Source organism: Phycicoccus sp. (assembly GCF_035325325.1).
Taxonomy (GTDB): domain Bacteria; phylum Actinomycetota; class Actinomycetes; order Actinomycetales; family Dermatophilaceae; genus Phycicoccus.
In genome coordinates, this window is sequence record NZ_DAOLAC010000004.1 from 1 (window position 1) to 24,556 (window position 24,556).

At 74.5% G+C, this 24,556-nt stretch carries 28 protein-coding genes; 21 read left to right on the plus strand and 7 right to left on the minus strand.

All coding sequences use genetic code 11. The features are described 5' to 3' along the window. The 6 genes from cydB to PKA89_RS04135 form a co-directional block, all read left to right on the plus strand. The coding region (cydB, locus tag PKA89_RS04110) for a cytochrome d ubiquinol oxidase subunit II (RefSeq protein WP_324416849.1) at positions 1-831 on the plus strand (831 nt) is incomplete at its 5' end. A gap of 16 nt (positions 832-847) precedes the next feature. Then, the gene (gene cydD, locus PKA89_RS04115) at positions 848-2,455 is read left to right on the plus strand and encodes a thiol reductant ABC exporter subunit CydD (protein WP_324416850.1); all 1,608 of its coding nucleotides are present in this window, start codon (positions 848-850) and stop codon (positions 2,453-2,455) included. Continuing rightward, positions 2,452-4,101, plus strand: coding sequence for a thiol reductant ABC exporter subunit CydC (cydC, locus tag PKA89_RS04120; RefSeq protein WP_324416851.1), 1,650 nt, complete (start codon positions 2,452-2,454; stop codon positions 4,099-4,101). The genes cydD and cydC overlap by 4 nt, the downstream gene beginning before the upstream one ends. 2 nt (positions 4,102-4,103) lie before the next feature. Beyond that, on the plus strand, positions 4,104-4,544 hold the full coding sequence (locus PKA89_RS04125) for a BlaI/MecI/CopY family transcriptional regulator (RefSeq protein ID WP_324416852.1): 441 nt from the start codon (positions 4,104-4,106) through the stop codon (positions 4,542-4,544). 120 nt (positions 4,545-4,664) lie between these two features. After that, complete coding sequence (locus PKA89_RS04130) at positions 4,665-5,507, plus strand: M56 family metallopeptidase (protein WP_324416853.1); 843 nt, start codon at positions 4,665-4,667, stop codon at positions 5,505-5,507. Further along, entirely contained in the window at positions 5,504-5,857 is a 354-nt protein-coding gene (locus PKA89_RS04135) for a hypothetical protein (protein WP_324416854.1), read from the plus strand. Before PKA89_RS04130 ends, PKA89_RS04135 begins: the two co-directional genes overlap by 4 nt. A 241-nt stretch (positions 5,858-6,098) precedes the next feature. Here PKA89_RS04135 and PKA89_RS04140 read toward each other — a convergent pair whose 3' ends face one another. Beyond that, a complete protein-coding gene (locus PKA89_RS04140; RefSeq protein ID WP_324416855.1) occupies positions 6,099-6,611 on the minus strand; it encodes a hypothetical protein in 513 nt (170 codons plus the stop codon). A gap of 122 nt (positions 6,612-6,733) precedes the next feature. Here PKA89_RS04140 and PKA89_RS04145 point away from each other — a divergent pair, with 122 nt between their 5' ends. From PKA89_RS04145 to PKA89_RS04165, 5 genes are all read left to right on the plus strand, one after another. After that, a complete protein-coding gene (locus tag PKA89_RS04145) occupies positions 6,734-7,465 on the plus strand; it encodes an AIM24 family protein (RefSeq protein ID WP_324416856.1) in 732 nt (243 codons plus the stop codon). Positions 7,466-7,626: 161 nt separating this feature from the next. After that, a complete protein-coding gene (bioB, locus tag PKA89_RS04150) occupies positions 7,627-8,640 on the plus strand; it encodes a biotin synthase BioB (protein WP_324416857.1) in 1,014 nt (337 codons plus the stop codon). A 5-nt stretch (positions 8,641-8,645) separates the two neighbouring features. Beyond that, positions 8,646-8,891 carry a hypothetical protein gene (locus PKA89_RS04155; protein WP_324416859.1) on the plus strand — a complete coding sequence of 82 codons (246 nt, stop codon included), beginning with the start codon at positions 8,646-8,648 and terminating at the stop codon, positions 8,889-8,891. A 145-nt stretch (positions 8,892-9,036) separates the two neighbouring features. Then, positions 9,037-9,591, plus strand: a complete 555-nt coding sequence (locus PKA89_RS04160; protein ID WP_324416861.1) for an NAD(P)H-dependent oxidoreductase — start codon at positions 9,037-9,039, stop codon at positions 9,589-9,591. Positions 9,592-9,689: 98 nt separating this feature from the next. Further along, entirely contained in the window at positions 9,690-11,036 is a 1,347-nt protein-coding gene (locus PKA89_RS04165) for an adenosylmethionine--8-amino-7-oxononanoate transaminase (protein ID WP_324416863.1), read from the plus strand. A gap of 25 nt (positions 11,037-11,061) precedes the next feature. Here the strand turns inward: PKA89_RS04165 and PKA89_RS04170 are convergent, their stop codons facing one another. Beyond that, positions 11,062-11,478, minus strand: a complete 417-nt coding sequence (locus PKA89_RS04170; RefSeq protein WP_324416865.1) for a pyridoxamine 5'-phosphate oxidase family protein — start codon at positions 11,476-11,478, stop codon at positions 11,062-11,064. Positions 11,479-11,611: 133 nt separating this feature from the next. On the opposite strand from PKA89_RS04170, the gene PKA89_RS04175 reads away from it, so the two are divergent. From PKA89_RS04175 to PKA89_RS04210, 8 genes are all read left to right on the plus strand, one after another. Beyond that, positions 11,612-12,739: an 8-amino-7-oxononanoate synthase gene (locus PKA89_RS04175; protein WP_324416867.1), complete on the plus strand. Its 1,128-nt coding sequence runs from the start codon at positions 11,612-11,614 to the stop codon at positions 12,737-12,739. 2 nt (positions 12,740-12,741) lie between these two features. Further along, a complete protein-coding gene (gene bioD / locus PKA89_RS04180; RefSeq protein ID WP_324416869.1) occupies positions 12,742-13,449 on the plus strand; it encodes a dethiobiotin synthase in 708 nt (235 codons plus the stop codon). A 99-nt stretch (positions 13,450-13,548) separates the two neighbouring features. After that, positions 13,549-14,064, plus strand: coding sequence for a low molecular weight protein-tyrosine-phosphatase (locus tag PKA89_RS04185; RefSeq protein ID WP_324416871.1), 516 nt, complete (start codon positions 13,549-13,551; stop codon positions 14,062-14,064). Between the two features lie 139 nt (positions 14,065-14,203). After that, positions 14,204-15,652 (plus strand): adenylosuccinate lyase, encoded by a 1,449-nt coding sequence (purB, locus tag PKA89_RS04190; RefSeq protein ID WP_324416873.1) that lies wholly within the window; start codon positions 14,204-14,206, stop codon positions 15,650-15,652. Positions 15,653-15,729: 77 nt separating this feature from the next. After that, the gene (locus PKA89_RS04195; protein WP_324416875.1) at positions 15,730-16,173 is read left to right on the plus strand and encodes a GNAT family N-acetyltransferase; all 444 of its coding nucleotides are present in this window, start codon (positions 15,730-15,732) and stop codon (positions 16,171-16,173) included. Positions 16,174-16,271: 98 nt separating this feature from the next. After that, complete coding sequence (locus PKA89_RS04200) at positions 16,272-16,676, plus strand: hypothetical protein (RefSeq protein WP_324416877.1); 405 nt, start codon at positions 16,272-16,274, stop codon at positions 16,674-16,676. A gap of 45 nt (positions 16,677-16,721) precedes the next feature. After that, positions 16,722-17,033 carry a metal-sensitive transcriptional regulator gene (locus PKA89_RS04205; protein WP_324416879.1) on the plus strand — a complete coding sequence of 104 codons (312 nt, stop codon included), beginning with the start codon at positions 16,722-16,724 and terminating at the stop codon, positions 17,031-17,033. Between the two features lies 1 nt (position 17,034). Next, on the plus strand, positions 17,035-19,344 hold the full coding sequence (locus PKA89_RS04210; protein ID WP_324416881.1) for a heavy metal translocating P-type ATPase: 2,310 nt from the start codon (positions 17,035-17,037) through the stop codon (positions 19,342-19,344). 99 nt (positions 19,345-19,443) lie between these two features. On the opposite strand, the gene PKA89_RS04215 is transcribed toward PKA89_RS04210, so the two are convergent. Together PKA89_RS04215 and PKA89_RS04220 are read right to left on the minus strand one after the other, a co-directional pair. Continuing rightward, entirely contained in the window at positions 19,444-20,079 is a 636-nt protein-coding gene (locus PKA89_RS04215) for a VOC family protein (protein ID WP_324416883.1), read from the minus strand. Positions 20,080-20,211: 132 nt separating this feature from the next. Beyond that, entirely contained in the window at positions 20,212-21,018 is an 807-nt protein-coding gene (locus PKA89_RS04220; protein WP_324416885.1) for a TrmH family RNA methyltransferase, read from the minus strand. A 111-nt stretch (positions 21,019-21,129) separates the two neighbouring features. On the opposite strand from PKA89_RS04220, the gene PKA89_RS04225 reads away from it, so the two are divergent. Both PKA89_RS04225 and PKA89_RS04230 read left to right on the plus strand, forming a co-directional pair. Beyond that, complete coding sequence (locus PKA89_RS04225; protein ID WP_324416887.1) at positions 21,130-21,897, plus strand: phosphatase PAP2 family protein; 768 nt, start codon at positions 21,130-21,132, stop codon at positions 21,895-21,897. After that, positions 21,897-22,634, plus strand: coding sequence for a phosphatase PAP2 family protein (locus PKA89_RS04230; protein WP_324416889.1), 738 nt, complete (start codon positions 21,897-21,899; stop codon positions 22,632-22,634). The genes PKA89_RS04225 and PKA89_RS04230 overlap by 1 nt, the downstream gene beginning before the upstream one ends. On the opposite strand, the gene PKA89_RS04235 is transcribed toward PKA89_RS04230, so the two are convergent. The 3 genes from PKA89_RS04235 to PKA89_RS04245 form a co-directional block, all read right to left on the minus strand. Continuing rightward, positions 22,619-23,413, minus strand: coding sequence for a DUF1206 domain-containing protein (locus PKA89_RS04235; protein ID WP_324416891.1), 795 nt, complete (start codon positions 23,411-23,413; stop codon positions 22,619-22,621). The two genes, PKA89_RS04230 and PKA89_RS04235, sit on opposite strands and share 16 nt — an antisense overlap. A gap of 55 nt (positions 23,414-23,468) precedes the next feature. After that, positions 23,469-24,263: an HAD-IIB family hydrolase gene (locus PKA89_RS04240; protein ID WP_324416893.1), complete on the minus strand. Its 795-nt coding sequence runs from the start codon at positions 24,261-24,263 to the stop codon at positions 23,469-23,471. Between the two features lie 43 nt (positions 24,264-24,306). Continuing rightward, on the minus strand, positions 24,307-24,556 hold a 250-nt coding region (locus PKA89_RS04245), incomplete at its 5' end, for an SIP domain-containing protein (protein WP_324416895.1).

Genomic DNA, 24,556 nt, shown 5'->3' on the forward strand with positions numbered 1-24,556 from the left:
CTCACCGCCGGCGGCGCGACCTTCGCCGCCTTCCCCGAGTGGTACGCCACGATGTTCTCCGCGTTCTACCTGCCGCTCCTCCTCGTCCTCGTCGCGCTCATCGTGCGCAACATGGGCTTCGAGTACCGCGGCAAGCGCGACGACGCCACGTGGCGCAAGCGGTGGGACCTGGCGATCATCGGCGGGTCGGTGGTCGCGCCGTTCCTCGTCGGCGTCGCCCTGACCAACGTGGTGCGCGGCGTTCCGATCAACGGCGACATGGAGTACGTGGGCAACCTGTTCACTCTCCTCAACCCGCTGAGCCTCCTCGGTGGCCTGACCGTCCTCGCCCTCTCGTTGACCCACGGCGCGTTCTTCCTCGCGCTCAAGACGAGCGGGTCGATCCGCGAGGACGCCCGCCGGATGGGCACGGTGCTCGGCCTGGTCACCGCCGGCCTCGCCGTCGTCACCCTGCTGTGGCTCAACCTCTCGACCGGTTCGGTGTGGTCGTGGGTCACCACGGTCGTCGCGGCGGTCGCGCTCCTGGCGGCGATCTACGCGAACACGCTGGCCCGCGAGGGCTGGGCGTTCATCGGGACCGCGGTCACCGCCGCGGCCGCGGTCGCGACGTACTTCCTCGCGCTCTACCCGGACGTCATGCCGACCACGCTGGCCGGCGGACAGTCCCTGACGATCGAGAACGCCTCGAGCAGCCCGCTCACCCTGAAGATCATGACCGGCGCGGCCCTCGTGTTCACGCCGATCGTGCTCATCTACACCGCCTACACCTACTACACGTTCCGCAAGCGGATCGGGACCCAGCACATCCCCGCTCCGGTCGCGGTCAAGTGAGGTCACGACCCGCACGATGAGGCCCTTCGACCCCCGCGTCCTCACGGTCGCCCCGGCGGCACGCCGACCCGTCCTGCTCCTCGCAGTGGTCGGCGTGCTCCAGGGGGCCGCCACGATCGGCACGGCGTTCGCCCTCGCGGCGCTCGTCGTGGCGGTCGTCGGGGGCGCGGGGCTCGTCGCGCCGGCAGGCTGGCTGGCCGGCCTCCTCGTCGTGCGGGCCGCCCTCGGGTGGGCGGCCGAGCGGACCGCCGCCCGGGCCGGGGTCGAGGTCACCGCCGCCCTGCGCTCGGCCCTGCTGCGGCGCTGGCTCACCGTCCCGGCCGAGCAGCGCCCCGACCCCGACCGCGGGGCCACCCTCGCGGCCCAGGGCGTCGCGGCGGTCGAGCCGTACGCGGCGCGCTTCCTGCCGGCGCTCGTCGCCGGCGCGGTCGTGCCCGTCCTCGCGGTCGCGGCCCTCGTGTGGGTCGACTGGGTGAGCGCGCTCGTCGTCGTCCTCACCCTGCCGCTCCTCCCCCTCTTCGCGGCCCTCATCGGCGCCGCGACCCGCGACGAGACCGACCGGCGCTGGGCCGCCCTGTCCGCGCTCGCCGGCCACTTCGTCGACGTGATGCGTGGCCTGCCGACCCTCGTCGGGTACGGCCGGGCCGGGCGCCAGGTCGAGGTCGTCGCGGAGGTCAGCCGGCAGCACCGGCGGGCCACGATGCGCACCCTGCGCCTCGCCTTCATGAGCTCGGCAGCGCTCGAGCTGCTGGCATCGATCTCGGTCGCGATCGTGGCCGTCACCGTCGGACTCCGGCTCACGCACGGCACGGTCACCCTGCAGACCGGCCTGCTCGCCATCCTCCTCGCCCCGGAGGCCTACTGGCCGATCCGGCGGGTCGGTGCCGAGTTCCACAACGCCGCCGACGGCGCGGAGGCGGTCGCGACCGTCCTCGAGGAGCTGGCGACGGGTCCCGATTCCCCTGTCCGGGGCCCGTCGGCGCGCGCCGACTCGCTGCTCGCCGACGAGCTCGGGGTCGCGCTCGAGGGCGTCTCGTACTCGTACCCCGGCGCATCCGACCACGTGCTCCGGGACGTGAGCCTGACCACGGGGCCCGGGCTCACCGTCGTCACCGGCCCCTCGGGCGGCGGCAAGTCCACCCTCCTCGAGCTCGTCGCCGGACTGCGCACCCCCACCTCGGGCTCCGTGGTCTCCGGCCCCGCGCACCTCGTGACGCAGCGGCCGTTCCTGCCCGCCGGGACCCTGCGCGACGCGCTGCGACTCGGGACCGACGCCTCCGACGACGCGCTGTGGGAGGCCCTGCGCGCGGTCGGGCTCGAGGGCTTCGTCGCCGGGCTGCCGCACGCTCTCGGCACCCGCCTCGGTGACGACGGGGTCGGCCTCTCGGCCGGCCAGCGCTCCCGGGTGGCCATCGCCCGCGCGACGCTCTCGGTCGCGCCGGTCCTCCTCGTCGACGAGCCGACCGCGCACCTCGACGAGGCCTCCAGCGCGCGCGTGCACGGCCTGCTGCGCGACCTCGCGGACCGCCGGACCGTCGTGGTCGTCACCCACCGGCCCGAGCTGGTCCGGTTCGCCGACCGGCACGTCGTCGTCGCCGGTACCGGGGCGGAGGTGCACGGATGAGCCGCCCGTCCACCGCCGCCACCGTCGTCCGGCCGACCCGGGCCACCGTCCTCGGCGGCCTGCTCGGCGGGGCCGCCACGTCGGCCGGCATCGCCCTGACCGCCACCTCCGGATGGCTCATCGTCCGGGCCAGCGAGCGTCCGGTCATCCTCACCCTGCTCGCCGCCATCGTCGCCGTCCGGGCGTTCGGGATGGCCCGCCCCTTCTTCCGCTACCTCGAGCGCATCGTCTCCCACGACGCCGCCCTCGCCGACCTCGCGGAGCGGCGGAGCTCGGTGTACGCAGCGCTCGTGCCCCTGACGCCGGCGCGGCTCGGTCGACGCTCGCGCTCGCAGGTGCTCACCGGGGTCGTCGACGACCTGACCGACGTCGTCGAGGCCCAGGTCCGCGTCACCGTCCCACTCGTCGCCAGCGCCGTGGCGGGACTCCTCGCCGCCGGACTCACGGCGTGGTTCGCGCCGGCCGTCGGGCTGGTCGTCGTCGGGCTGTTGCTGCTCCTCGCGCTCGGGTGCGCACTCGCCTGGTGGTTCGAGTCCCGTTCTCGCGACGAGCTGCTCGAGGCACGGGCCGAGGCCTCGCGCGTCGGCGACCTCGTCGCCCGGCAGGCCGGTGAGCTGCGGGCCATCGGTGCCGAGCAGACCGCCCTCGGCTGGCTCGAGGCGGCGCACGTCGCCGTGGCGGCCGCAGTCCGCCGGCAGAGCCGGGGGCGCGCGCTCGTGGCGGCGCTCCTGCTCCTCGGCACGGCGGGTGCCACCGTCGCCGCCGCCGCGCTCGTCGACCCGTCCGCGACCGGGGCCCCGGTCGCGGCCCTCCTCGTCCTCGTTCCCGTCGCCGTCGGCGAGGCGCTGGCCCCGCTCGTCGACACGATGCGTGCCCTCGCCCGGGCCCAGGGCAGCAGCGCCCGGCTCGGCGCGCTGCTCGACCAGGAGCCCGCCGTCCACGACCCGGAGCACCCGGTCACGTGCCCCGACAGCCGGGGCGGCGACGGCCCCGTGGTGCGGCTCGAGTCCGCGAGCGCCTCGTGGACCGGAGCCCGGGACGACCTCGCGCCGACCGACCTGCGACTGGTCCCCGGTCGGCACGTCGCGGTCGTCGGCCCGAACGGGTCCGGCAAGAGCACCCTGCTCGCCGTGCTCGCCCGCTCCCTCGACGTCAGCGGGGGCCGGCACACCGTCGACGGCACCGACGTGCGCGACCGGTCGCTCGCGAGCACCCGCGCGGACGTCGCGGTCGTCGACGACGAGCCGCACGTCTTCGCCACCACGCTCGCCGAGAACCTGCGGCTCGCCCGTCCGGGCGCTGACGACGCCGCCGTCCGGCGGGCGCTCGACCTCGCCGGCCTCGGACCCTGGGTCGACGGGCTGCCCGACGGCCTCGAGACCCGGCTCGGCACCGGCGGCCGTGGGCTCTCCGGCGGCGAGCGCACCCGGCTCGGCGTGGCCCGCGCGGTCCTCGCCGACCGGCCGGTCGTCCTCCTCGACGAACCCGCCGCGCACCTCGACCACCCGACCGCCACCGCCGTGCTCGATGATGTCCTCGACGCCACGCGCGACCGGGCGGTCGTCCTCGTGAGCCACCGGCCCGAGGCGCTCGACCGCCTCGACGCCGTCCTCGACCTCTCCGTCCCGTCCCCTCCCAAGGAGTAGCCATGCCGCACTCGACCTCAGCGCCCCGCCTCGGCGACCTCGAGCGGGTGGTCATGGAGCGTCTCTGGGAGGCCGACCAGGGGGAGGGCGCCACCGTCCGGGAGGTGTTCGAGTCCCTCGAGAAGGACCGGGAGATCGCGTACACGACGGTGATGACGGTCCTCGACCGGCTCGCGAAGAAGGACCTCGTGACGCGCGAGCGCGAGGGTCGGGCCTGGCGCTACTTCCCCGCCGACACCCGCGAGGCCCTCACCGCGCAGACGATGCGGCGCACCCTCGACGACATGGAGGTCACCGACCGCCGGGCCGCCCTCCTGCACTTCCTCGACGGCGCGAGCTCCCAGGAGATCGCCGACATCAAGGCGGCGCTCGCCGAGGTCGAGGCCCGGGTGGAGGCGGCCGAGGCGTCGCCACGGGGGTTGCGCGGGCGGCTGCGCCGCTGACCGACGCGCCGCCCGACATCCCCGTCCCACCGCTCCCGGTCGCCACGGCGTCGTGAGGGTACCTCCCCGGGTACCCGTGGCTGCTCACGCAATCGGGGACGGAGGTGCCACCATGGGTCCGTGCTCCCGCTCGCTCTCGCCGGGACGGCCGTCGTCCTCGTCTGGCTGACCCCCGGCCTCCTGGCCCGGCAGGCCGGGCTGCGCCATGCCCCGCGGGCGGCGCTCGTCGCGTGGCAGGCGGTGTCGGTGGGAGGGGTCCTCGCGGCGCTCTTCGTCGCGCCCGCCGCGGTGCCGATGCTCGTCGGCCGCGACCACGTCTCCGAGCACCCCGTCCTCGTCGCGGTCGCCGGGCTGGTCAGTGCCGCGGTCATCGCACGGCTGCTCGTCTCGGGGCACCGCGTCGGGACGCGCATCCGGGCCGCCCGCGCCCGGCACCGCGAGATCGTCGACATCGTCGCGGACCACGACGGCACGGACGTGCGCGTGCTGCAGCACCCCACGGCGACCGCCTACTGCATCCCGGGCCGCTCGGCACGGGTGGTGCTGTCCCAGGGGGTCCTCGACACCCTGCCCGAGCCCGAGCTGGCGGCGGTGCTGGCCCACGAGAAGGCGCACCTGCGGGCCCGGCACGACCTGCTCCTCGAGTTCTTCACGGTGCTCCACGAGTCCGTCCCGTCGGTGCTGCGCTCGCACCGCGCGCTGACCGAGGTGCGGCTGCTCGTCGAGGCCCTCGCGGACCGGGCGGCGGTCCGGCGCAGCGGGGAGGTCGCGACGGCCCGGGCCCTCGTGGCCATCGCCCAGGGCCGCTACCCCGACGAGGCGATGGGTGCGGGGACCTCGGCGCCGGTGCGGATGAACCTCTTGGCGCAGGGGCCCAACCCCACGCCCGCTGCGGCGGCCTACCTCATCGCCGCGCTCGCCCTCGTGGCGCCGGTGGCGCTGCTCGCGGCGGCCTGGACGTGAGCGAGGACCTGCGCGCCTCGCTCTCGGCCGCCCTCCCCGAGGCGATGCGTGGCCGCGACCGGGTGGCCGTGGCGGCCCTGCGCTCGGCCCTCGCCGCCGTGGCGAACGCCGAGGCGGTGCCGGTCGAGCACGGCCCGCGGGCCGGCGCGCTGGAGCAGGCGCTGCTCGGGGCGGGGGCGGCCGATGCCCCGCGGCGTGAGCTGACCCCCGGCGACGTGCGGGCGATCGTCCACCTCGAGGTGCGTGAGCGTGAGGAGGCGGCGCAGACGGTGCAGGCCGCCGGCCGACCCGACGAGGCCCAGCGGCTGCTGGCCGAGGCGGACGTGCTGCGACGGCACCTCGGCTCCTGACCACCCGCGTCCTGTGCAGGACCGCGAGGCGGCGGTCCGGTCGGTCCGAGAGCACCGGGTGCTCCTCCCACCTCCGTGCCCGACGCAAGGGATCGCGTGCCGGGCGCAAGGGATCCCTTGCGTGGGGCAAGAGACCCCTTGCGTGGAGCAAGGGATCGCGTGCGTCGGGCAAGGAGTCCCGGGGCACACACCATCGACCGCCGGCCTCAGGACTCCCGGCCGGCCGCCTCGACCGCGGCGCTCAGGCCCAGCTGGGCGGCGGCGGTGGCGGCGGAGGGGCCGACGCCGGAGGCTCCTCCCCCGGGTCGGCGAGGTGCGGCCGCGGGTCCGGCGCGGCGCCCGGAGGTGGGGGCGCCGGCGCGTCCCCGGCCGGCGCCACCCCGCCGGGGGGCGGCGGTGGGGGCGGCGGCGCGCTGCCACCCGTGGGGGGCGGGGGCGGCGCCGCCGGAACCCCCGCCCCGGCGGCCGCAGCCCCCGGTGGCGGAGGAGGCGTGCCGTACGGCTGGACCGGGGTCAGGCTGAGCGACCCCAGCCGACCCGAGGACTCCAGCTCGCGCAGCGTCGCCATGACGCGTTCGCGGTCGGCGTCCGAGACCGGCCGACCCGTGGCGTCGAGCCACGCGACCACCCCGAGGTCGCGCAGCGCCCGGTCGGCGCCCACCCCCGGGACCGAGATCCCGGCGTTCGACATCGCGACGTCGGCCTTGGCGGCGAGGTCGCTGGCCGCGGCCTTCGCCCGTTCGAAGAAGCTCATCCGGGACCTCCCTGACGTGACCCTCGGGACACCTCGGAACCATAGTCGCGGGGCCCTCGTCTCTTCTAGCGTTGGCCGCGAACGGGGGCGCCGCTCCCGACGAGAGAGCAGAGGCACGCACGATGACGATCCACGGCTCGCTGTTCACGGAGTTCAAGGAGAAGGAGACCCAGGACCCCTTCGCGCTCCAGAACAAGAAGCTCCTGCGCATCGACATGCGCTACGGCCCGGTCCAGGCGAAGGCCGGCTCGATGGTCGCCTACCAGGGCGACGTCCGCTTCGCCAACAAGGGCTCTGGGGGGATGGGGAAGTTCCTCAAGTCGGCGATGACCGGCGAGGGCGTCAAGATGATGGAGTGCACCGGCAGCGGCGAGCTCTTCGTCGCCGACCAGGCCTCCGAGGTGCAGGTCATGTACCTCGAGAACGACGCCATCTCGGTCAACGGCAACAACGTGCTCGCCTTCTCGAGCTCGATCCAGTGGGACATCCACCGCATCCAGGCCCGCGGCGCGGCGATGACCGGCGGCCTCTACAACGTCTCGCTCCGCGGCACCGGCTACGTCGCGGTGACGACCAAGGGCGACCCCATCGCGCTCGACGTCGCCTCCTCGCCGACCTTCGCCGACGCGCAGGCCGTCGTCCTGTGGACCTCGGGGGTCTCGATGGACGTCCGGGTCGACACGGGCGGCATCGGCTCGATGATCCGCGGCGGCACCGGCGAGCTGCTCCAGATGGCGTTCGGCGGGCAGGGCTACGTGCTCGTCCAGCCGAGCGAGTCGGTCACCGAGGGCGGCCACCAGAGTGGCGGCAACCAGCAGGGCCCCGGCGGGATGCTCGGCCAGTTCCTCGGCTGACCCCGCCCCGGTTTCCGCTGCATGCCCGAAGCCCCGGGGTCGCACCGGAACCGTTCCGGTGCGACCTCGGGGTTTGCCGCACCCGGCGGGAGACCCGGCGCGACCGGCGCGGATGGACGCCGCCTCCCGACCTCGGCACCGGTCCTGCGACAATCGGCGCCATGACGGCTCAGGTGACCGGCACGGACATCCTCGACGTCGCGCGCGAGCAGGTGCTCGAGCGGGGCGTGCCACTGACCCAGGACCAGATCGTCGAGGTCCTGCGCACCGGTGACGACCGGCTCCAGGACCTCCTCGCGCTGGCCCACGAGGTGCGGATGAAGTACCAGGGCCCGAGCGTCGAGGTCGAGGGCATCGTCTCCCTCAAGACCGGTGGGTGCCCGGAGGACTGCCACTTCTGTTCGCAGAGCGGTCAGTTCACGAGCCCGGTCCGCTCGGTCTGGCTGAACATCCCCGAGCTGGTGCGCGCCGCGAAGCAGACCGCCGAGACCGGCGCCTCCGAGTTCTGCATCGTCGCCGCCGTCCGCGGCCCGGACGAGAAGCTCATGGAGCAGATGCGCGAGGGCGTCGCGGCGATCAAGGCGGCCGTCGACATCCACGTCGCCGCCTCGCTCGGCATGCTGACCCAGGGGCAGGTCGACGAGCTGGTCGACATGGGCGTGCACCGCTACAACCACAACCTCGAGGCCGGGCGCTCCTACTTCCCGCAGGTCGTGACGACGCACTCCTTCGACGAGCGGCTCGACACCTGCCGGATGGTCAAGGACTCCGGGATGGAGCTGTGCTGCGGCGGCCTCGTCGGGATGGGCGAGACGCTCGAGCAGCGCGCCGAGCTCGCGGCCCAGCTCGGCGAGCTCGAGCCGCACGAGGTCCCGCTCAACTTCCTCAACCCGCGCCCGGGCACGCCGTTCGGCGACCTCGAGCCGATGGACTCCGGGGACGCGCTGCGCACCATCGCCGCCTTCCGGCTCGCCCTGCCGCGCACCATCCTCCGGTACGCCGGCGGCCGAGAGCTGACCCTCGGCGACCTCGGCACCCGCGACGGCCTGCTCGGCGGCATCAACGCGGTCATCGTCGGCAACTACCTCACGACGCTGGGGCGCGACCCCCGCGAGGACCTCGCGCTGCTCGACGAGCTCGAGATGCCGATCAAGGCCCTCAACGACACCCTCTGACGCCGATGGTGTTCGCCGACGCGGGGGCGCAGGAGCCGGTCGCCCGGGGCGAGGAGCCCGGTGAGTGGTGCGGGCAGTGCGGGCTCACGCTCGCGGACGGCGACCACGGGCGCTGTGCCCGCCGGGCCGAGCTCGAGCCGCCGCGGTTCTGCGTCCACTGTCGGCGCCGGATGAAGGTGCAGGTCACCCCGGGGGCGTGGACGGCCACCTGCGTGGCGCACGGTACGGTCGAACGGAGCACCTGGGCCTGACCCAGCACCCGGAGCGGATGGTCGGATGCTCCGGGAGGTGCGCACCGGGGGAGGACCTCCGGAATACCCAGAACTAGTTGACGGTTCAACCACCTGATCAGCGTCGATCGTCCGACCGATCCGCAAACGACCAGGAGACACCACCGTGAACGTCCTCGTCCTCGTCGGCAGCCTGCGCGCCGGCTCCACGAACCGCCAGCTCGCCGACGCCGCCGTCGCCCACCTGCCCGCCGGTGTCGGGACGACCGTCTTCGAACGGCTCGCCGACCTCCCGCACTACTCCGAGGAGCTCGACCACGACGACGCGCTGCCCGAGGTCGCCCGCGACCTGCGCGACGCCGTCGCCGACCACGACGCCGTCCTCCTCGTCACGCCCGAGTACAACGGTTCGCTGCCGAGCGCGCTGAAGAACGCGATCGACTGGGCCTCCCGCCCGCGCGGCGCCGCGGTCATCGCCGGCAAGCCCGCCGCCGTCATCGGGGCCAGCGGCTCGCCCCGCGCCGCCCAGTGGGCCCGCGAGGACGGCGTGCGCGTCCTCACCGTCGCCGGCGCCGACGTCGTCGACGACACCGTGGGCGTCGGCTCCGCCTTCCAGGCCTTCGAGGAGGGCCGCCTCTCCGACGCCGCCCTCGACACCTCGCTGCGCGGCCTCGTCCGCTCCCTCACCGCGAAGGTCGAGCAGGCCCGCACCGCCGCCTGAGGCACCCACCCCCTCCTCGTCCACCTCCCCGCGAACGTGTGTGAAGAACGTCGGCATGCCGGCGTTCCCCACACACGTTCGTGGTCTGATGGGCGGCGATGGACCCCGCCGCCGCCCACCCCGCCGCCCTCTCCGCCGCCGCCCTCGCCGACCTGCGCGCGTTCGACCGCGAGCACGTCTGGCACCCCTACTCCTCGGCCCTGACGCCGGGCGACCCCTACGTCGTCGAGTCCGCCGAGGGGGTCCGGCTGCGCCTGCGCGACGGAGCCGGCACCGCCCACGACGTCATCGACGCGATGGCCTCCTGGTGGTGCGCGGTCCACGGCTACCGCGTGCCGGAGCTGGACGCCGCCGCAGGCGACCAGCTCGACCGGATGGCACACGTGATGTTCGGTGGCCTGACCCACGCACCGGCGGTCGACCTCGCCCGCCGGCTGCTCGACCTCGCACCGGCCGGGATGGAGCACGTCTTCCTCGCCGACTCGGGCTCGGTGAGCGTCGAGGTCGCGATGAAGGCGGCACTCCAGCACCACCTCGCGGCCGGCCGGCGGCGGACCCGCTTCTTCACCGTCCGCGGCGGCTACCACGGCGACACGTTCTCCCCGATGTCGGTCACCGACCCGGTCGGCGGGATGCACTCGCTCTTCCGCGGAGTCCTGCCGGAGCACGTCTTCGCGCCCCGGCCGCCCGCGGGGCTCCACCGGCCCGAGGACGACGCCGAGCTCGTCGCATGGGAACGCACCACCCGAGACCTGTTCTCGCAGAACGCCGCCGACATCGCCGCGGTCATCATCGAGCCGGTCCTCCAGGGCGCCGGAGGGATGCACGTCTACCCGCCACGGGTCCTGGACGTCCTGCACGGGCTGGCCCGCGAGCACGGCGCCCTCGTCATCCACGACGAGATCGCGACCGGTTTCCACCGCACCGGCCCGCGCTGGGCCGGCGACCGCGTGGCGACCACACCCGACATCCTCTGCGTCGGCAAGGCCCTGACCGGCGGGTACCTGACGCTCGCCGCGATGCTCTGCACCCGCGAGGTCGCCGAGGGTGTGAGTGCCGGCGAGGCGGGCGGCCTCATGCACGGCCCGACCTTCATGGCCAACCCGCTCGCCTGCGCCGTGGCGAACGCCAACCTCGACCTCCTCGCCGCCCGCGACACCGCGGGCGAGGTGGCTCGGGTCGAGGTGGGGCTGCGCGCGGGCCTCGCGCCGGCCTCGCAGCTCGCGTCGGTCGCGGACGTGCGCACCCTCGGGGCGGTCGGCGTCGTCCAGCTGCGCGAGCCGGTGCGGGTCCCCGAGGTCACCGCGGCGGCCGTCGCCCGCGGCGTGTGGGTCCGGCCGTTCCGCGACCTCGTCTACACGATGCCGCCCTTCGTCACCTCCGACGCCGACCTGGAGGCCCTCACCGCCGGACTCGTCGGCGCCGTCGCGGACGTGCACGGCTGAGGACCCACCGGTCCACCAGTGACGGTCAGTCGGCCCGTGCGGCGCCCCAGCCGTGCCAGTGGGTGACCTCGACCCAGCAGCTGACCCGCGCCCGGTCGCGCGTCGGGTAGTCCCGACCGCCGTAGTGGCGCGAGAGCCGGTCGATGTCGGCGAGCGCCGCGTCGGGGTCGTCCTCCCACCGCACGATGCGCCCGCGGACGCTCACGTGCGTGTACCAGGAGCCCTCCTCGAGGGCGGTCAGGGCGACCTCGGGGCGCTCGCGCATCCACGAGACCCGGGCCCGCTCGGCGTCCATGTTGAGCAGCACGGTGCCGTCGTCCTCGAGCAGGTACCAGGTGGCCACGGACATCGGGGCACCGCTCGGCAGCAGCACGGCCACGACCGCGGGGTTGGGGCGGCGGAGCAGCTCCGCGACGTCGTCGGGCAGGGGAGGGCGGGGCACGAGATCTCCTTCGTCGGTGGTCCCCCGATCCTGCCCGAGAGCCGCACCGGGCCGGGGGTGGGCGTCGGCGGGGACGGTGGGCGGAGGCGGGACCCTGGGAGGGCCGCCGGGCATCCGTGGCAGGATCGGTGGTGTGAGCAGCCCGCTGGACTGGATCAGGGACGCCGCCGCGGCCCGTGCGGACGCGGGGTTGACCCGACGCCTCGTGACGACCAAGGCGAGCGACGTCCTCGACCTCGCCGGCAACGACTACCTCGGCCTGCGCCACCACCCGGCCGTCGTCGCCGGGGCGGTCGCCGCCGTCGAGACCTACGGCACCGGCGCGGGGGCGTCCCGGCTGGTCACGGGCACGCTCGACGTCCACGAGGAGCTCGAGGCGGCGCTCGTCGGGCTCACCGGGGCCCCGTCGGCGCTGGTGCTGTCGAGCGGCTACACGGCCAACCTCGCGGCCCTGACGACGCTCGCCGACGCCGGCACCCTCGTGGTCAGCGACGAGCACGCGCACGCCTCGCTCATCGACGGCTGCCGGCTCTCCCGGGCGGCGGTCAGCGTCGCCCGGCACAACGACCTCGAGCACGTCGCCGAGCTGCTCTCCCGCCGCGACACCCCCCGCGCCGTCGTCGTCGCCGAGTCGGTGTACTCGGTCCTCGGGGACGCCGCCCCGGTCGCCGACCTCGTCGCGCTGACCGCCGAGGCCGGCGCCCTCCTCGTCATCGACGAGGCCCACGCGCTCGGCGTCGTCGGGCCCGGCGGTGCGGGCCTCGTCGCGGCCTCGGGCGCGATGGGGGCCGAGCACGTCGTCGTCACCACGACCCTGTCGAAGTCGCTGGCGGCGCAAGGTGGCGCCGTGCTCGCGGCGCCGGACGTCCGCGACCACCTCGTCAACACCGCCCGCCCGTTCATCTACGACACCGGCCTGGCACCCGCGTCGGCCGGCGCGGCGCTCGCCGCCATCGGGGTCCTGCGCGAGCACCCCGAGCTGCCGGCGCGCCTGCACGCCAACGCCGCGCGGATCGCCGACGCCTGCGGGGTCGAGGTCCCCGACGGGGCCGTGATGTCCGTGCCGATGCCCGGCCCGCACGAGACGGTCGAGGCGGTCGAGCACGCGCAGGCCCTCGGGGTGCGGGTCGGCGCGTTCCGGCCGCCGTCGACCCCGGACGGGTCGTCGCGGCTGCGCATCACCGCGCACGCGCACCACACGACGCACGACCTCGAGCGCGCGTGCGCCGTGCTCGGTGAGCTCGTCCCCGCGCGGACCTGACCGTGTCCGACCCCCGCTCGCTGCCGTCCGTCGTCCTCGTCACCGGCACCGGCACGGAGGTCGGCAAGACGGTCGCGACGGCCGCGCTCGCCGCGCTCGTCCGCGCCCGCGGGTCGGACGTCCAGGTGGTCAAGCCGACCCAGACCGGCCTGGCGCCCGGTGAGCCCGGCGACGTCGACGAGGTGCGGCGCCTCGTCGGTGACGACCTCGTCACCCATGAGCTGCTGCGCCTGCGTGACCCCCTCTCGCCGGAGGCGGCCGCTCGCCGCGAGGGGGTCGAGCTGCCCCCGGTCGCGGCGCACGCCAGGCGGATCGCCGAGCTGGCGGCATCCGCCCACGTGACGCTCGTCGAGGGGGCCGGCGGGCTGCTCGTCCGGCTGGACGCGCGCGGCGGCACGCTCGCCGACCTCGGCACGGCGCTGCGCTACAAGGGCGTGTCGTGCGGAGTGGTGCTCGTGGCCTCGGCGGGGCTCGGGGTGCTCAGCACCGCGGCGCTGAGCGCCGAGGCGCTCGCCGCACGGTCGCTGCCCCTGCTCGGAGTGGTCGTCGGCTCCTGGCCCGCCGACCCCGGGCTGGCCGAGACCGAGAACCTCCACGACCTGCCGGCGGTCACGGGAGCACCGCTGTGGGGGCGCCTTCCGGACGGCGCCGGACGGCTCGGCGCCGCGGAGTTCACCGCCGCCGCGCCGTCCTGGTTCGACATCACCTGAAGCCCACTCATTGCGGATCACCCACCTCGAGAGCCCGGAAACGGGTCGCTGGAGGTGGGCGATTCGCAAGAAGTCGGGTGGCAGCCCGAGGATGGGGGGATGAGTGCGCCCGACCGCCCGTACCGCGTGACCGTCGTCTGCCACGGCAACATCTGCCGCTCCCCGATGGCCGAGCTCCTGCTCCGCGAGGCGTTCGACGACGCCGGGCTCGGCGACCGCGTCGAGGTCGACTCGGCCGGCACCTCCGCGGAGGAGCTGGGCAACCCGGCGCACCCGCGGACCATCGCGACGCTGCAGCGGCACGGCCATCCCGACCTCGGCTGGTCGACCCACCGGGCGCGGCAGTTCGGGCCGGACTGGTTCGACGCCGCCGACCTGGTCCTCGCCGCCGACCACCCGCACGCGGACCGGCTCTCTCGTCTCTCCCGCACCGAGGCGGACGCCGCGAAGGTGCGCCTCGTCCGCTCGTTCGACCCGGACGCCGTCGCGGTCGGCGACCTGCACATGGCCGACCCGTGGTACGGCGGCGACGCCGAGTACGAGCAGACCTACGCCGAGATCCGGGCCGCCGTGCCGGGCATCGTCGAGCACGTCCGCCGCGCCCTCGACGGCTGACCCCGAGCGCCGGGACGCCCCTCCCGCGAACCGGGCTACGGCGCAGTAGGTGTCGTCATCGCAGCACTTACTGCGGCGTAGCAGGCGATGCACGCAGACGGGATGGGGTCCTGCCGCCCGGCTCTGGGACACTGGAGGCATGCCGAGCACCGATGCCGCCCCGCGCGGCCTCTCCGCCGCCCAGCGCCTCGCCGACCTCGAGCCGCCGATCGCCCTCGGCGCCCTCGACGGCCGCTACCGCGGGGTCGTCGCGCCCCTCGTCGACCACCTGTCCGAGCCGGCCCTCAACCGCGCCCGCACGCACGTGGAGGTCGAGTGGCTCATCCACCTCACCGACCGCGAGGTCGTGCCGGGGGTCCGGCGCCTGACCGACGACGAGAAGGCCGGCCTGCGGGCGGTGGTCACCGACTTCGGCGGCCCCGAGATCGACGAGATGGCCGCCACCGAGCGCGTGACGCAGCACGACGTCAAGGCGGTCGAGTACTTCCTCAAGGCCCGGCTGCGCGACATCGCTCCGGCCCCAGAGGACGCCGGCCTCGCCGAGCTCATCCACTTCTGCTGCACGAGCGAGGACATCAACAACCTCTCCTACGCGGTGATGGTCAAGGGCGCCGTCCACGAGGTGTGGCTGCCCCGCGCGAGCAGCCTCGTCGAGAAGCTGACGACGATGGCCCGCGAGCTCGCCGACATCCCCCTGCTCGCCCACACCCACGGCCAGCCGGCCACGCCGACGACGATGGGCAAGGAGCTGGCGGTCCTCGCGTGGCGACTGCGCCGCCAGCTGGCGCGGGTCGAGGACGCCGAGTTCCTCGGCAAGCTCAACGGCGCAACCGGCACCTACGGGGCACACCTGGCTGCCGTCCCCGGCGCCGACTGGCAGGACGTCAGCCGCACCTTCGTCGAGCACCTCGGCCTCACGTGGAACCCGCTGACGACGCAGATCGAGAGCCACGACTGGCAGGCCGAGCTCTACGCCGACGTCGCCCGCTTCAACCGGGTGCTGCACAACATGTGCACCGACGTGTGGTCGTACATCTCGATGGGCTACTTCGCCCAGGTGCGCGGGCAGGGCACGGTCGGGTCGAGCACGATGCCGCACAAGGTGAACCCGATCCGCTTCGAGAACGCCGAGGCCAACCTCGAGGTGAGCAACGCGCTGCTCGACGTGCTGTCCGCGACGCTCGTCCAGAGCCGCCTCCAGCGCGACCTCACCGACTCCTCGATGCAGCGCAACATCGGGTCCGCGTTCGGGCACAGCCTGCTCGCCATCGACAACGCCCACCGCGGGCTCGACGGCCTCGACGCCGTCCCCGCGACGATGGCCGCCGACCTCGACGCGAACTGGGAGGTGCTCGGCGAGGCCGTGCAGTCGGCGATGCGGGCCCTCGGCGCGCAGGGCGTGCCCGGGATGGAGGAGCCGTACGAGCGCCTCAAGGAGCTGACCCGCGGCCGGCGCATCGGGCAGGAGGACCTCGTCGAGTTCGTCCACGGTCTCGGGCTGCCGGCCGAGGTCGAGGCCCGGCTGGCCGCCCTCACCCCGCCGTCGTACGTCGGGCTGGCCCCCGAGCTGGTCCGCCACCTGCCGTGAGCGACCCGGCGTCGGGTCGTGTGCCCGACCGGTCGCCCGGGCAGCCACCTCGGCACACGACCCCGGTCGGCATCCGGATGGCCGACCTGGACGACCCGCGCCTCGCCGCACTGGTCGCCGAGCACCACGCGGAGATGGAGCCGACCGCCCCGGCGGGCAGTCGGCACGCGCTCTCGATCGAGCAGTTCCGCCACCCGGCCGTGACGCTCTGGGTGGCCGAGAGCGGCGGCGAGCTCGTCGGGTCGGTCGCGCTCAAGGACCTCGGCGGCGGACACGTCGAGCTGAAGACGATGCGCGTCTCGCCGGCGCTGCGGGGCACCGGCCTCGGCCGGCGGCTGCTGCAGCACGCCCTCACCGAGGCCCGTGCGGCCGGGGCGAGCCGGGTCAGCCTCGAGACCGGGGCGAGCGAGGTGTTCGGACCGGCTCACGGCCTCTACCGCGCGCACGGCTTCACCGACTGCGCGCCGTTCGGCGACTACCGCCCGGACCGGCACAGCATCTTCCTCACCCGCGCCCTCTGACCCCCCACCCCTCCCTGAACGTGTGTGAAGAACGTCGTCATGTCGACGGTCTTCACACCCGTTCGCGGTGGGGCGGCTGCTCGTGGGAGGGTGGGCGGGTGGCATCCAGTGACCCGAAGCCCGTCGACCGCGACGACGTCGACGGCATCGCGATGGCGCTGCCCGACGTCACCCGGGAGGGCACCGACGAGCGGCCGGCGTACGTCGTCCACGGCAAGAGCTTCCTCCACTGGCGCGAGCCCCGGAAGGACGCCGTCGACCCGGGGACGGGCGAGCGGATGGAGGACGTCATCTGCGTCACGGTGCCCGGACCGGACGACAAGGAGTCGATCCTCCAGCTCGGCGAACCCTGGTTCACCACACCGCACTTCGACGGCTACCCGGCCGTCCTCGTGCGCGAGCGCGACCTCGGGATGCTCGACTACCTCGAGCTCGCCGAGATCATCACGGACGCGTGGGCGACCAAGGCGCCGAAGAAGCTCGTCAAGGAACACCTCGGCTGACCCCCCGGGTCGCGCGAGATACCCCACAGGGGTATCGTGGATGTCATGAGCGCGACGACCACCGGCGACGGGGTGCACCCCGGGTACACCGAGCACAAGGACGCCCACCTCAAGCGGCTGCGCCGCATCGAGGGGCAGGTGCGCGGCATCGCCCGGATGGTCGAGAACGACACGTACTGCATCGACGTCCTCACCCAGGTGAGCGCCGTGACGAGGGCGCTCCAGGCGGTGAGCCTCGGGCTTCTCGAGGAGCACGTCGCGCACTGCGTCGTCGACGCCGCGCGCGAGTCGGACGAGGCGGCCGCCGTCAAGGTCGACGAGGTCGTCGCCGCCGTGACGCGCCTCGTGAGGAGCTGACGTGACCCAGACCGCCGACCACCCGACCGACGAGGTGCACGAGGTCGACCTCGCGATCTCCGGGATGACCTGCGCCTCGTGCTCGGCGCGGATCGAGAAGAAGCTCGGCCGCCTCGACGGCGTCGACGCCGTGGTCAACCTCGCCACCGAGAAGGCCACGGTCCGCTGGAGCGGCCCGGTCACCGTCGAGGAGCTGCTCGAGACCGTGCGCCGCACCGGCTACGGCGCCGAGGTCCTCACCCACGGCGCGCCCGCGACACCACCGCGGGCCGAGACCGGTTCCGGCACACCGGAGGACACCGGCGAGGCGACACCCGACGAGACCTCGTCCGCCGTCGAGCGGGCCACCGCGCCGGCCGCGCACCACCAGGTCACGCGCCAGGACGACCTGCGCCGGCGCGCCGAGGTCGCCGCGCTGTTCACCGTTCCGGTCGTCGTCCTCGCGATGGTCCCGGGCCTCGACTTCGCCGGCTCGCCGTGGGTGCAGCTCGTCCTCGCCACCCCGGTCGTCGCGTGGGCGGCCTGGCCCTTCCACCGCGCCGCGGCCCTCACCGCGCGGCACGGCGGCTCGACGATGGACACCCTCGTCTCGCTCGGCGTCCTCGCCGCCTACCTCTGGTCGCTCGTCGTCGTCCTCACCGGCCGCGCCGGCGGGATGGACGGCGGCGGCTCGCACATCTGGTTCGAGACCGCCACGGTCGTCACGACCTTCCTCCTGGTCGGCCGGTGGATGGAGGCCCGCGCCACCGACCGCACGCGCGACGCCCTCCGCGGCCTGCTCGACCTCGGCGCCAAGGACGTCGCGGTCCTGCGCACCGACCCCGCCTCGGGAGCCACCGTCGAACAGCGCGTCCCCGTCGACGACCTCGCCGTCGGGGACCGGTTCGTCGTGCGGCCCGGAGAGAAGGTCGGTACCGACGGCGTCGTCCGCGACGGCCGCAGCGCCGTCGACGCCTCGCTCGTCACCGGAGAGTCCGCCCCCGTCGAGGTCGCCCCCGGCAGCGAGGTCACCGGCGGCACGGTCAACACCACCGGACGGCTCGTCGTCGAGGCGACCCGGGTCGGCGCGGAGACGACGCTCGCCGGCATCGCCCGCCTCGTCGAGCGCGCGCAGACCTCCAAGGCGCCGGTCCAGCGCCTCGCCGACCGCGTCTCGGCCGTCTTCGTCCCCGTGGTGCTCGCCCTCGCCGCCGTGACCTTCGTCGGCTGGTGGGTCGGGTCCGGCGACCCGGCGCGTGCCCTCGAGGTCGCGATCTCCGTCCTCGTCATCGCCTGCCCGTGCGCGCTCGGCCTCGCCACCCCGACCGCCCTCCTCGTGGGCACCGGCCGCGGCGCCCGGATGGGCATCCTCATCAAGGGCGCCGACGTGCTCGAGGACACCCGGCGGGTCGACACCGTGGTCCTCGACAAGACCGGCACGGTCACCTCCGGCGAGATGACCCTCGTCGAGGTCTCGACGGCGGGCCGGCTGCCGAAGGACCAGGCCCTGCGGGCCGCCGCCGCGGTCGAGCAGGGCAGCGAGCACCCGGTCGCGAAGGCGGTCGTCGCCGCGGCCCGCTCGCGTGCCCTCGACGTCCCGGAGGTGACCGACTTCGAGGCCCTCCCGGGCGCCGGCGCCCGGGCCCGGGTCAAGGACACCGAGGTGCGCGTCGGGCGCGCCGACCTCTTCGACGAGGTGCCGCGCGAGATCGCCGCCCCGTCGGCCGAGGGCACGACGGTGTGGGTCGGCTGGGGCGGCCGGGCCCGGGCCTCGTTCACCGTCGCCGACACCGTGCGGCGCAGCTCCGGCCGGGCCGTCCGCGCGCTCGACGACGCCGGGCTGGTCTGCTACCTGCTGACCGGCGACCACGACCGCGCGGCGCTGACCGTCGCGCGCGACGTCGGCATCCCGGTCGGCCGGGTGGTCGCCGACGTCCGCCCCGAGGACAAGCACGCGATGGTCGCCGACCTCCAGCGCCGTGGCCGCGTCGTCGCGATGGTCGGTGACGGCGTCAACGACGCGGCCGCCCTCGCCCAGGCCGACCTCGGCATCGCGATGGGCACCGGCACGGACGTCGCGGCCGACGCCGCCGACATCGTCCTGCTGCGCTCGGAGCTCCCGGCCGTCGTCGACGCGATGGAGCTCTCCCGCGCCACGCTGCGGACCATCCGGCAGAACCTGGGATGGGCCTTCGGCTACAACGTGGCGGCCATCCCGCTCGCCGTCGCCGGCGTGCTCAGCCCGATGGTCGCCGGGGCGGCGATGGCCGCTTCGAGCGTCCTCGTCGTGAGCAACAGCCTCCGGCTGCGCCGCTGGACCCCCCGCGGCTGACCCGCCTCTCCCCACTCATTGCGAATCCCCCACCTCGAGCGGCCTCTCGGGCCCACCCGGGGTGGGGGATTCGCAAGAAGTCGGGGAACCCGGTGCGGGTCAGACGGTGACCTCGCCGGTCGGGGTCTCGAAGGTGACGGCCATGAGCCCCGGCGTGCCGTGCGGCGCGACGAACGAGAACTCGATGACCGACGAGGTGTAGTCGGCCGGCAGGCCGAGCCAGTCGCGCACGCGGTCGGGGTCGCCGGCGATGGTCAGCGACTCGATGGTCACCTCGGTGTCGGCGTCCTCGGAGGGGTGCGGCGTGCCGGCCTCCCAGGTGATGAAGAACGGCAGCTGCGGGTCGGCCTGCAGGCCCTTGACCCCGAGCTGCTTCCAGCGCAGCTCGACGCCGTCGGGCCGGTGCCGGTTGCCCTGGACGGCCTCGCGGCCGAGGCGCTTCTCCTGCTCGGCGATGTCGTCGACCTGGACGACCCAGCCGAGCCAGCCGCCGCCGGCCTGGGACCGGGCGCGGACGACCTGCCCGAAGGGCGCCTTGTCGCTGGCCGGGTGGTCGAGGACCTCGACGACCTCGACGTAGCGCTCGTGCGCCAGCGGGAGGATGACGTTGCGCGTTCCGAAGCGCGGGTGGACTCCCCCGTCGACCGGCGTGACCCCGATCAGCTTCGCGAGGCGCTCGGCCGTCGCGTGGACGCCATCGTGCTCGGCCGCGTAGACGACGTGGTCAACTCGCATGCCGTTCATGGTCGCACACGGTGAGGGGTGCTCCTGACCGGGGGTCGGAGGGTAGCGGCTCAGGTGCCTCATCGGCATCTCTGGTCCCACTCCGTGCGACGGTTTCCGCAGGAGACCCCCCGCCGGGCGCCCTCAGGCGGAGCGCTGGCGGACCGCCTCGAAGAGCACGACGGCCGCCGAGACCCCGGCGTTGAGCGAGTTGACCGCCCCGGCCATCGGGATGCGCACCCGGGCGTCGGCGGCCGCGAGCGCAGCGTCGCTGAGCCCCGTCTTCTCGGTGCCGACGGCGACGGCCACCGGGCCGGTGAGGTCGGCGTCGGTGTGCAGGAGCTCGGTGTCCGGGGTGGTCGCAACGAGCCGGATGCCGTTGTCCCGCAACCAGGCAAGGACCTCCGGGAGCGGCGCGGCCGCGACCGGGACCGAGAACACGGTGCCCTTGCTCGCCCGGACGACGTTGGGGTTGCCCCAGTCGGTGACCGGGTCGGCGGCGACGACCGCCGCGACCCCGGCGGCGTCCGCGCTGCGCAGGACCGACCCCAGGTTGCCCGGCTTCTCGAGCCCCTCGACGAGGACGACGAGCGGGTCCGGGGGCAGCGACAGGTCGGCGAGCGCCACGCCGGCCGCGGGGACGACGGCGAGGAAGCCGTCCGGGCCCTCGCGGTACGCCACCTTCTCGAACGCCGCCCGCCCGCAGCGGATGGTCGTCGCGCCGAGGGCCCGGACCCGGTCGACGAGCTCGCCCTGTCGCGCGGCGTCGAGCATCAGCTCGGGGCAGTGCAGGAGGGTCCGGGGCACGACGCCGGAGTCGACGGCGAGGAGCAGCTCGTCGTAGCCGTCGACGACGGTGAGGCCCTCCTCCTCGCGCACCCGCCGACGGCGCAGGGCGGCGACGGACCGGAGCCGCGCGTTGGTCGCGGACGTGATGTGGAGCTCGGCCATGGCGGGCCCAGCATCCCACGTCCGGCGGTGCGCTCCGGGATGACCCCGCCCCCGACCGGATGCTCCGACCCAAGGCCCTGCGGCACCCCTCCGGTGCGGTAGAAAGTCCTGATGACCAGCACCGACGCGGCCGCGCCGCACCGCACGCGGGCCCGCCGCCTCGGCCGGTCCGTGGCCTACGCGGCCGTCGTCGCGGTGGTCTTCTTCGGCACCGGGTTCCTCCTGCGCAGCAAGTGGGACCCCCTCATCAACGCCGACGACGCCGCCATCCGCGCCCTCGTCCCGATCACCCGCGACCATCCCCGGCTGCTGGACTTCTGGCTGTTCTGGCAGGGCGCCTTCCTGCCCCGCACCCTCTACCTCATCGGGACGGCGCTCGCCGTGTGGCTGTGGCTCGGCAAGGGGATGCGCACCCGCGCCTGGTGGGCCTTCGGGACGATGATGTTCGCCTGGTTCGTCGAGTTCGCCGGCAAGTACGTCTTCCAGCGCGCCCGCCCGGTCGTCGAGGACCCGGTCTCCAAGGCTCCCGGCTACTCGTTCCCCTCCGGCCACGCGCTGGGCTCGGCGGCGTTCTTCACCACCCTCGTCATCCTGCTCTGGCCGGTGGTCCGCGGTCGCGGCCGGCGGGCGGTCATGGTCACCGTCGCCGCCGTGTGCGTCATCGTCACCGCCCTGGACCGCGTCTTCCTCGGCGTCCACTACCCGAGCGACGTCACCGTCGGCGTCATCACCGGCGTGGGGCTCGTCCTCGGCTCGTACGCCGGCTACGCCCGGTGGAACCCGCGTGACCCCGACCCCGCCCACGACCCCGACGTCGACCCCCGACCGGACGACACCGACGTCGCCGGTGACCGTTCCCTCTCGCCCCAGGAGTCCTGATGCCCTTCCTCACCCGCTGGGACGACGACTCGTCCCGCCCCTCGATCGGGTCGGCGCTGCGTGACGCCGCCGTCCGGGCGGTGCTGCCCGGGGTGGCCGTCTTCGCCGTCATCGTCGGGATCGGCTGGGTCATCATGGAGCCCCTGCGGGGCTTCGAGGCCGAGAACGGCGTCAGCCGCTGGTTCCAGGACCGTCGCACGCCGACCGGCGAGACCGTCACGAAGTTCATGTCGATGATCGGCAACACCGAGTACGTCATCGCGGTCGGTGTGCTCGTCGCGCTCCTCGTGCTCTGGCGCACCCGGCAGTGGTGGTTCGCGATCGTCCCGATCCTCGCGATCTCGTTGCAGGCCACCATCTTCGTCATCGCCACCGCGGTGGTCGGGCGGCCGCGGCCCACCGTCGAGCGCCTCGACCCGGCGCCGCCGACCTCGAGCTACCCGAGCGGCCACGTCGGCGCCTCGACGGCGCTCTACGTCTCGTTCGTCCTCATGGCCACCCGGCTGCAGAACGTCGTCGCCCGGCGGGTGCTCATCACCCTCTGCGTGCTCGCACCGCTCGCCGTCTCGTTCGCGCGCCTGTACCGCGGCGCGCACCACGTCACCGACGTCGTCGTCGGGCTGGTCAACGGCCTCGTCTGCGCCCTGCTGGCGTGGGGCTACCTCCGCCGCGACCCGGCCGGCGCCACCGTCACCGACGGCACCGGGCGCGAGCCGGCCGCTCAGAGCCGCGCGTAGCGGGCGCGGGCGAAGGAGTAGACGCCGTACGCGGCGATGCCGAGCGCCACGACGGTGAGGAGCACCGGCCCGAAGGCCATGTCCTTGAGCGACTTGAGGGCGCCGTCGAGGCCCTGCGCCTTGTCCGGGTCGTGCTGCACCGCCGCGATGACGAAGAAGACGCCGACGACCAGCAGCGCGACGCCCTTCGCGACGTAGCCCGCGCGGCCGGCCTGCACCGCCCAGCCACCGGGGTGCTCACGCAGGTCCTCGAGGAACTTCTTCGTCCAGCCCTTGTAGACGTGGTAGCACGCGATGCCGAGGACGACGAGCCCGACGACGCCGACGAGGACCTGGCCCGCGGGGTTGCTCATCAGGGTCGCCGTGGCGTCCTCGGTCTGCTTCTCGCTGGAGCCGCCGGACCCGAGGGCGACGACCTTGAACGAGGTCCAGGCGAAGAACGCGTACATGACCCCCTTGGCGACGAGCTTGACGCGGTCGCCGGTCTCGCCGTGGCTCAGCACGCCCTCGGTGACGTTCCAGACCGCGAGGAGGCCGAAGCCGACGACGGCGACCCACAGCAGCAGCGGGCCGGTCGACGAGCTCGCCATCGTCGTGAGGGCGCCGGACTGGTCGGCGCTCTTGCTGCCCCCGCCGATGTTCCACGCCACCTTGAGGGCGATCCACGCGATGACGAGGTGGAGGACCCCGAGGACGACGAAGCCGACCCGCGCACCCCACTCCACGACCGGGCTCTCGTTGGCCCGTCGGGTGACCCTGCTGACGTCCGCTGTGCTCATGGAGGCACACCCTGCCACCGGCGCGGACGCCGTGGTGGGATCGGGCGGGGGTTTGTCAGCGGAGGGCGTCGAGGACCGCGACGAGGCCGTGCTCGTCGACGTGGCCGGTCACCTCGTCGGCGGCCGCCTTCACCTCGTCCGGTGCGTTGGCCATCGCCACGCCGCGCGCGGCCCAGCGCAGCATCTCGAGGTCGTTCCGCTGGTCGCCGACGGCCACGGTCGCGGCCGGCTCGACGCCGAGCCGGCGGCGGACGCCCTCGAGCGCGGCGCCCTTGGAGACGCCCTCGGGGGTGATGTCCAGCCAGGCGCTCCACCCGACGGCGTACTCGACGCCGTGCAGGCCGATCCGCTCGGTGCGCGCGAGGAAGTCCTCGCTCGAGCTGTCGGGGTCGCGGATGGTGAGACGGGTGACCGGGTGGGCCATCAGCTCCTCGAACGCGACCACCCGCGGGGTGCCGTCGAGCTCGCCGTCCGGGAAGGGTGCCGAGACCTTGAAGCCGACGCCGACCTCCTCGACGGCGACGAGGGCGGTCGGGAACTCCTCGCGCAGCACCCGGAGCGCGGGGGCCGGGTCGAAGGTCACCGACTCGAGCACCTCGTACCCGGCGTCGAGGGCCGGGTCGAGGCGCAGGGTGATCGCCCCGTTGGCGCACACGGCGTAGCCGTGGTCGAGGCCGAGGGCCTCGAGGACGGGGAGGGTGCCGACCACCCCGCGACCGGTCGCGAGGGTGACGTGGTGCCCGGCCGCGACGACCGCCCGCACCGCCTCGCGGACGGGGTCGTGGAGGTGGCCGTCGTGGTCGACCGTCGTGCCGTCGATGTCGAGGCACACGAGGTGTGGAGTTCTCATCACCCACCACGCTACCGATGCGAGGTGACCGGGCGGTGAACCGTCAGGGGCGCGGCCGGCCGAGCTTCCAGTACGCGCAGAAGAAGACGCTGCGCCGGGCCGCGCCGTGCCGGACGAGGACCCGGCGTGCACCGGCCGCGAGCGAGGCCTCACCGCACGCCCATCCGTAGGCGATCGCTCCGGGGCGCCGGCTCAGCTCGCGGTCGAGCGCCGGGACGACGGCGCTGCCGGGGGCACCGGTGCGCACGTGGACGTGGGCGTCGCCGAGGTCGTAGGCGTCGAGGACGGCGGGG

Excerpts from the sequence above, each read along its gene's own strand:
- cydD (WP_324416850.1), top strand. The coding sequence starts at position 848 with ATGAGGCCCTTCGACCCCCGCGTCCTCACGGTCGCCCCGGCGGCACGC.
- cydC (WP_324416851.1), top strand. The coding sequence starts at position 2,452 with ATGAGCCGCCCGTCCACCGCCGCCACCGTCGTCCGGCCGACCCGGGCC.
- PKA89_RS04125 (WP_324416852.1), top strand. The coding sequence starts at position 4,104 with ATGCCGCACTCGACCTCAGCGCCCCGCCTCGGCGACCTCGAGCGGGTG.
- PKA89_RS04140 (WP_324416855.1), bottom strand. The coding sequence starts at position 6,611 with ATGAGCTTCTTCGAACGGGCGAAGGCCGCGGCCAGCGACCTCGCCGCC.
- PKA89_RS04145 (WP_324416856.1), top strand. The coding sequence starts at position 6,734 with ATGACGATCCACGGCTCGCTGTTCACGGAGTTCAAGGAGAAGGAGACC.
- bioB (WP_324416857.1), top strand. The coding sequence starts at position 7,627 with ATGACGGCTCAGGTGACCGGCACGGACATCCTCGACGTCGCGCGCGAG.
- PKA89_RS04155 (WP_324416859.1), top strand. The coding sequence starts at position 8,646 with ATGGTGTTCGCCGACGCGGGGGCGCAGGAGCCGGTCGCCCGGGGCGAG.
- PKA89_RS04165 (WP_324416863.1), top strand. The coding sequence starts at position 9,690 with ATGGACCCCGCCGCCGCCCACCCCGCCGCCCTCTCCGCCGCCGCCCTC.
- PKA89_RS04185 (WP_324416871.1), top strand. The coding sequence starts at position 13,549 with ATGAGTGCGCCCGACCGCCCGTACCGCGTGACCGTCGTCTGCCACGGC.
- purB (WP_324416873.1), top strand. The coding sequence starts at position 14,204 with ATGCCGAGCACCGATGCCGCCCCGCGCGGCCTCTCCGCCGCCCAGCGC.
- PKA89_RS04195 (WP_324416875.1), top strand. The coding sequence starts at position 15,730 with ATGGCCGACCTGGACGACCCGCGCCTCGCCGCACTGGTCGCCGAGCAC.
- PKA89_RS04205 (WP_324416879.1), top strand. The coding sequence starts at position 16,722 with ATGAGCGCGACGACCACCGGCGACGGGGTGCACCCCGGGTACACCGAG.
- PKA89_RS04215 (WP_324416883.1), bottom strand. The coding sequence starts at position 20,079 with ATGCGAGTTGACCACGTCGTCTACGCGGCCGAGCACGATGGCGTCCAC.
- PKA89_RS04220 (WP_324416885.1), bottom strand. The coding sequence starts at position 21,018 with ATGGCCGAGCTCCACATCACGTCCGCGACCAACGCGCGGCTCCGGTCC.
- PKA89_RS04225 (WP_324416887.1), top strand. The coding sequence starts at position 21,130 with ATGACCAGCACCGACGCGGCCGCGCCGCACCGCACGCGGGCCCGCCGC.
- PKA89_RS04230 (WP_324416889.1), top strand. The coding sequence starts at position 21,897 with ATGCCCTTCCTCACCCGCTGGGACGACGACTCGTCCCGCCCCTCGATC.
- PKA89_RS04235 (WP_324416891.1), bottom strand. The coding sequence starts at position 23,413 with ATGAGCACAGCGGACGTCAGCAGGGTCACCCGACGGGCCAACGAGAGC.
- PKA89_RS04240 (WP_324416893.1), bottom strand. The coding sequence starts at position 24,263 with ATGAGAACTCCACACCTCGTGTGCCTCGACATCGACGGCACGACGGTC.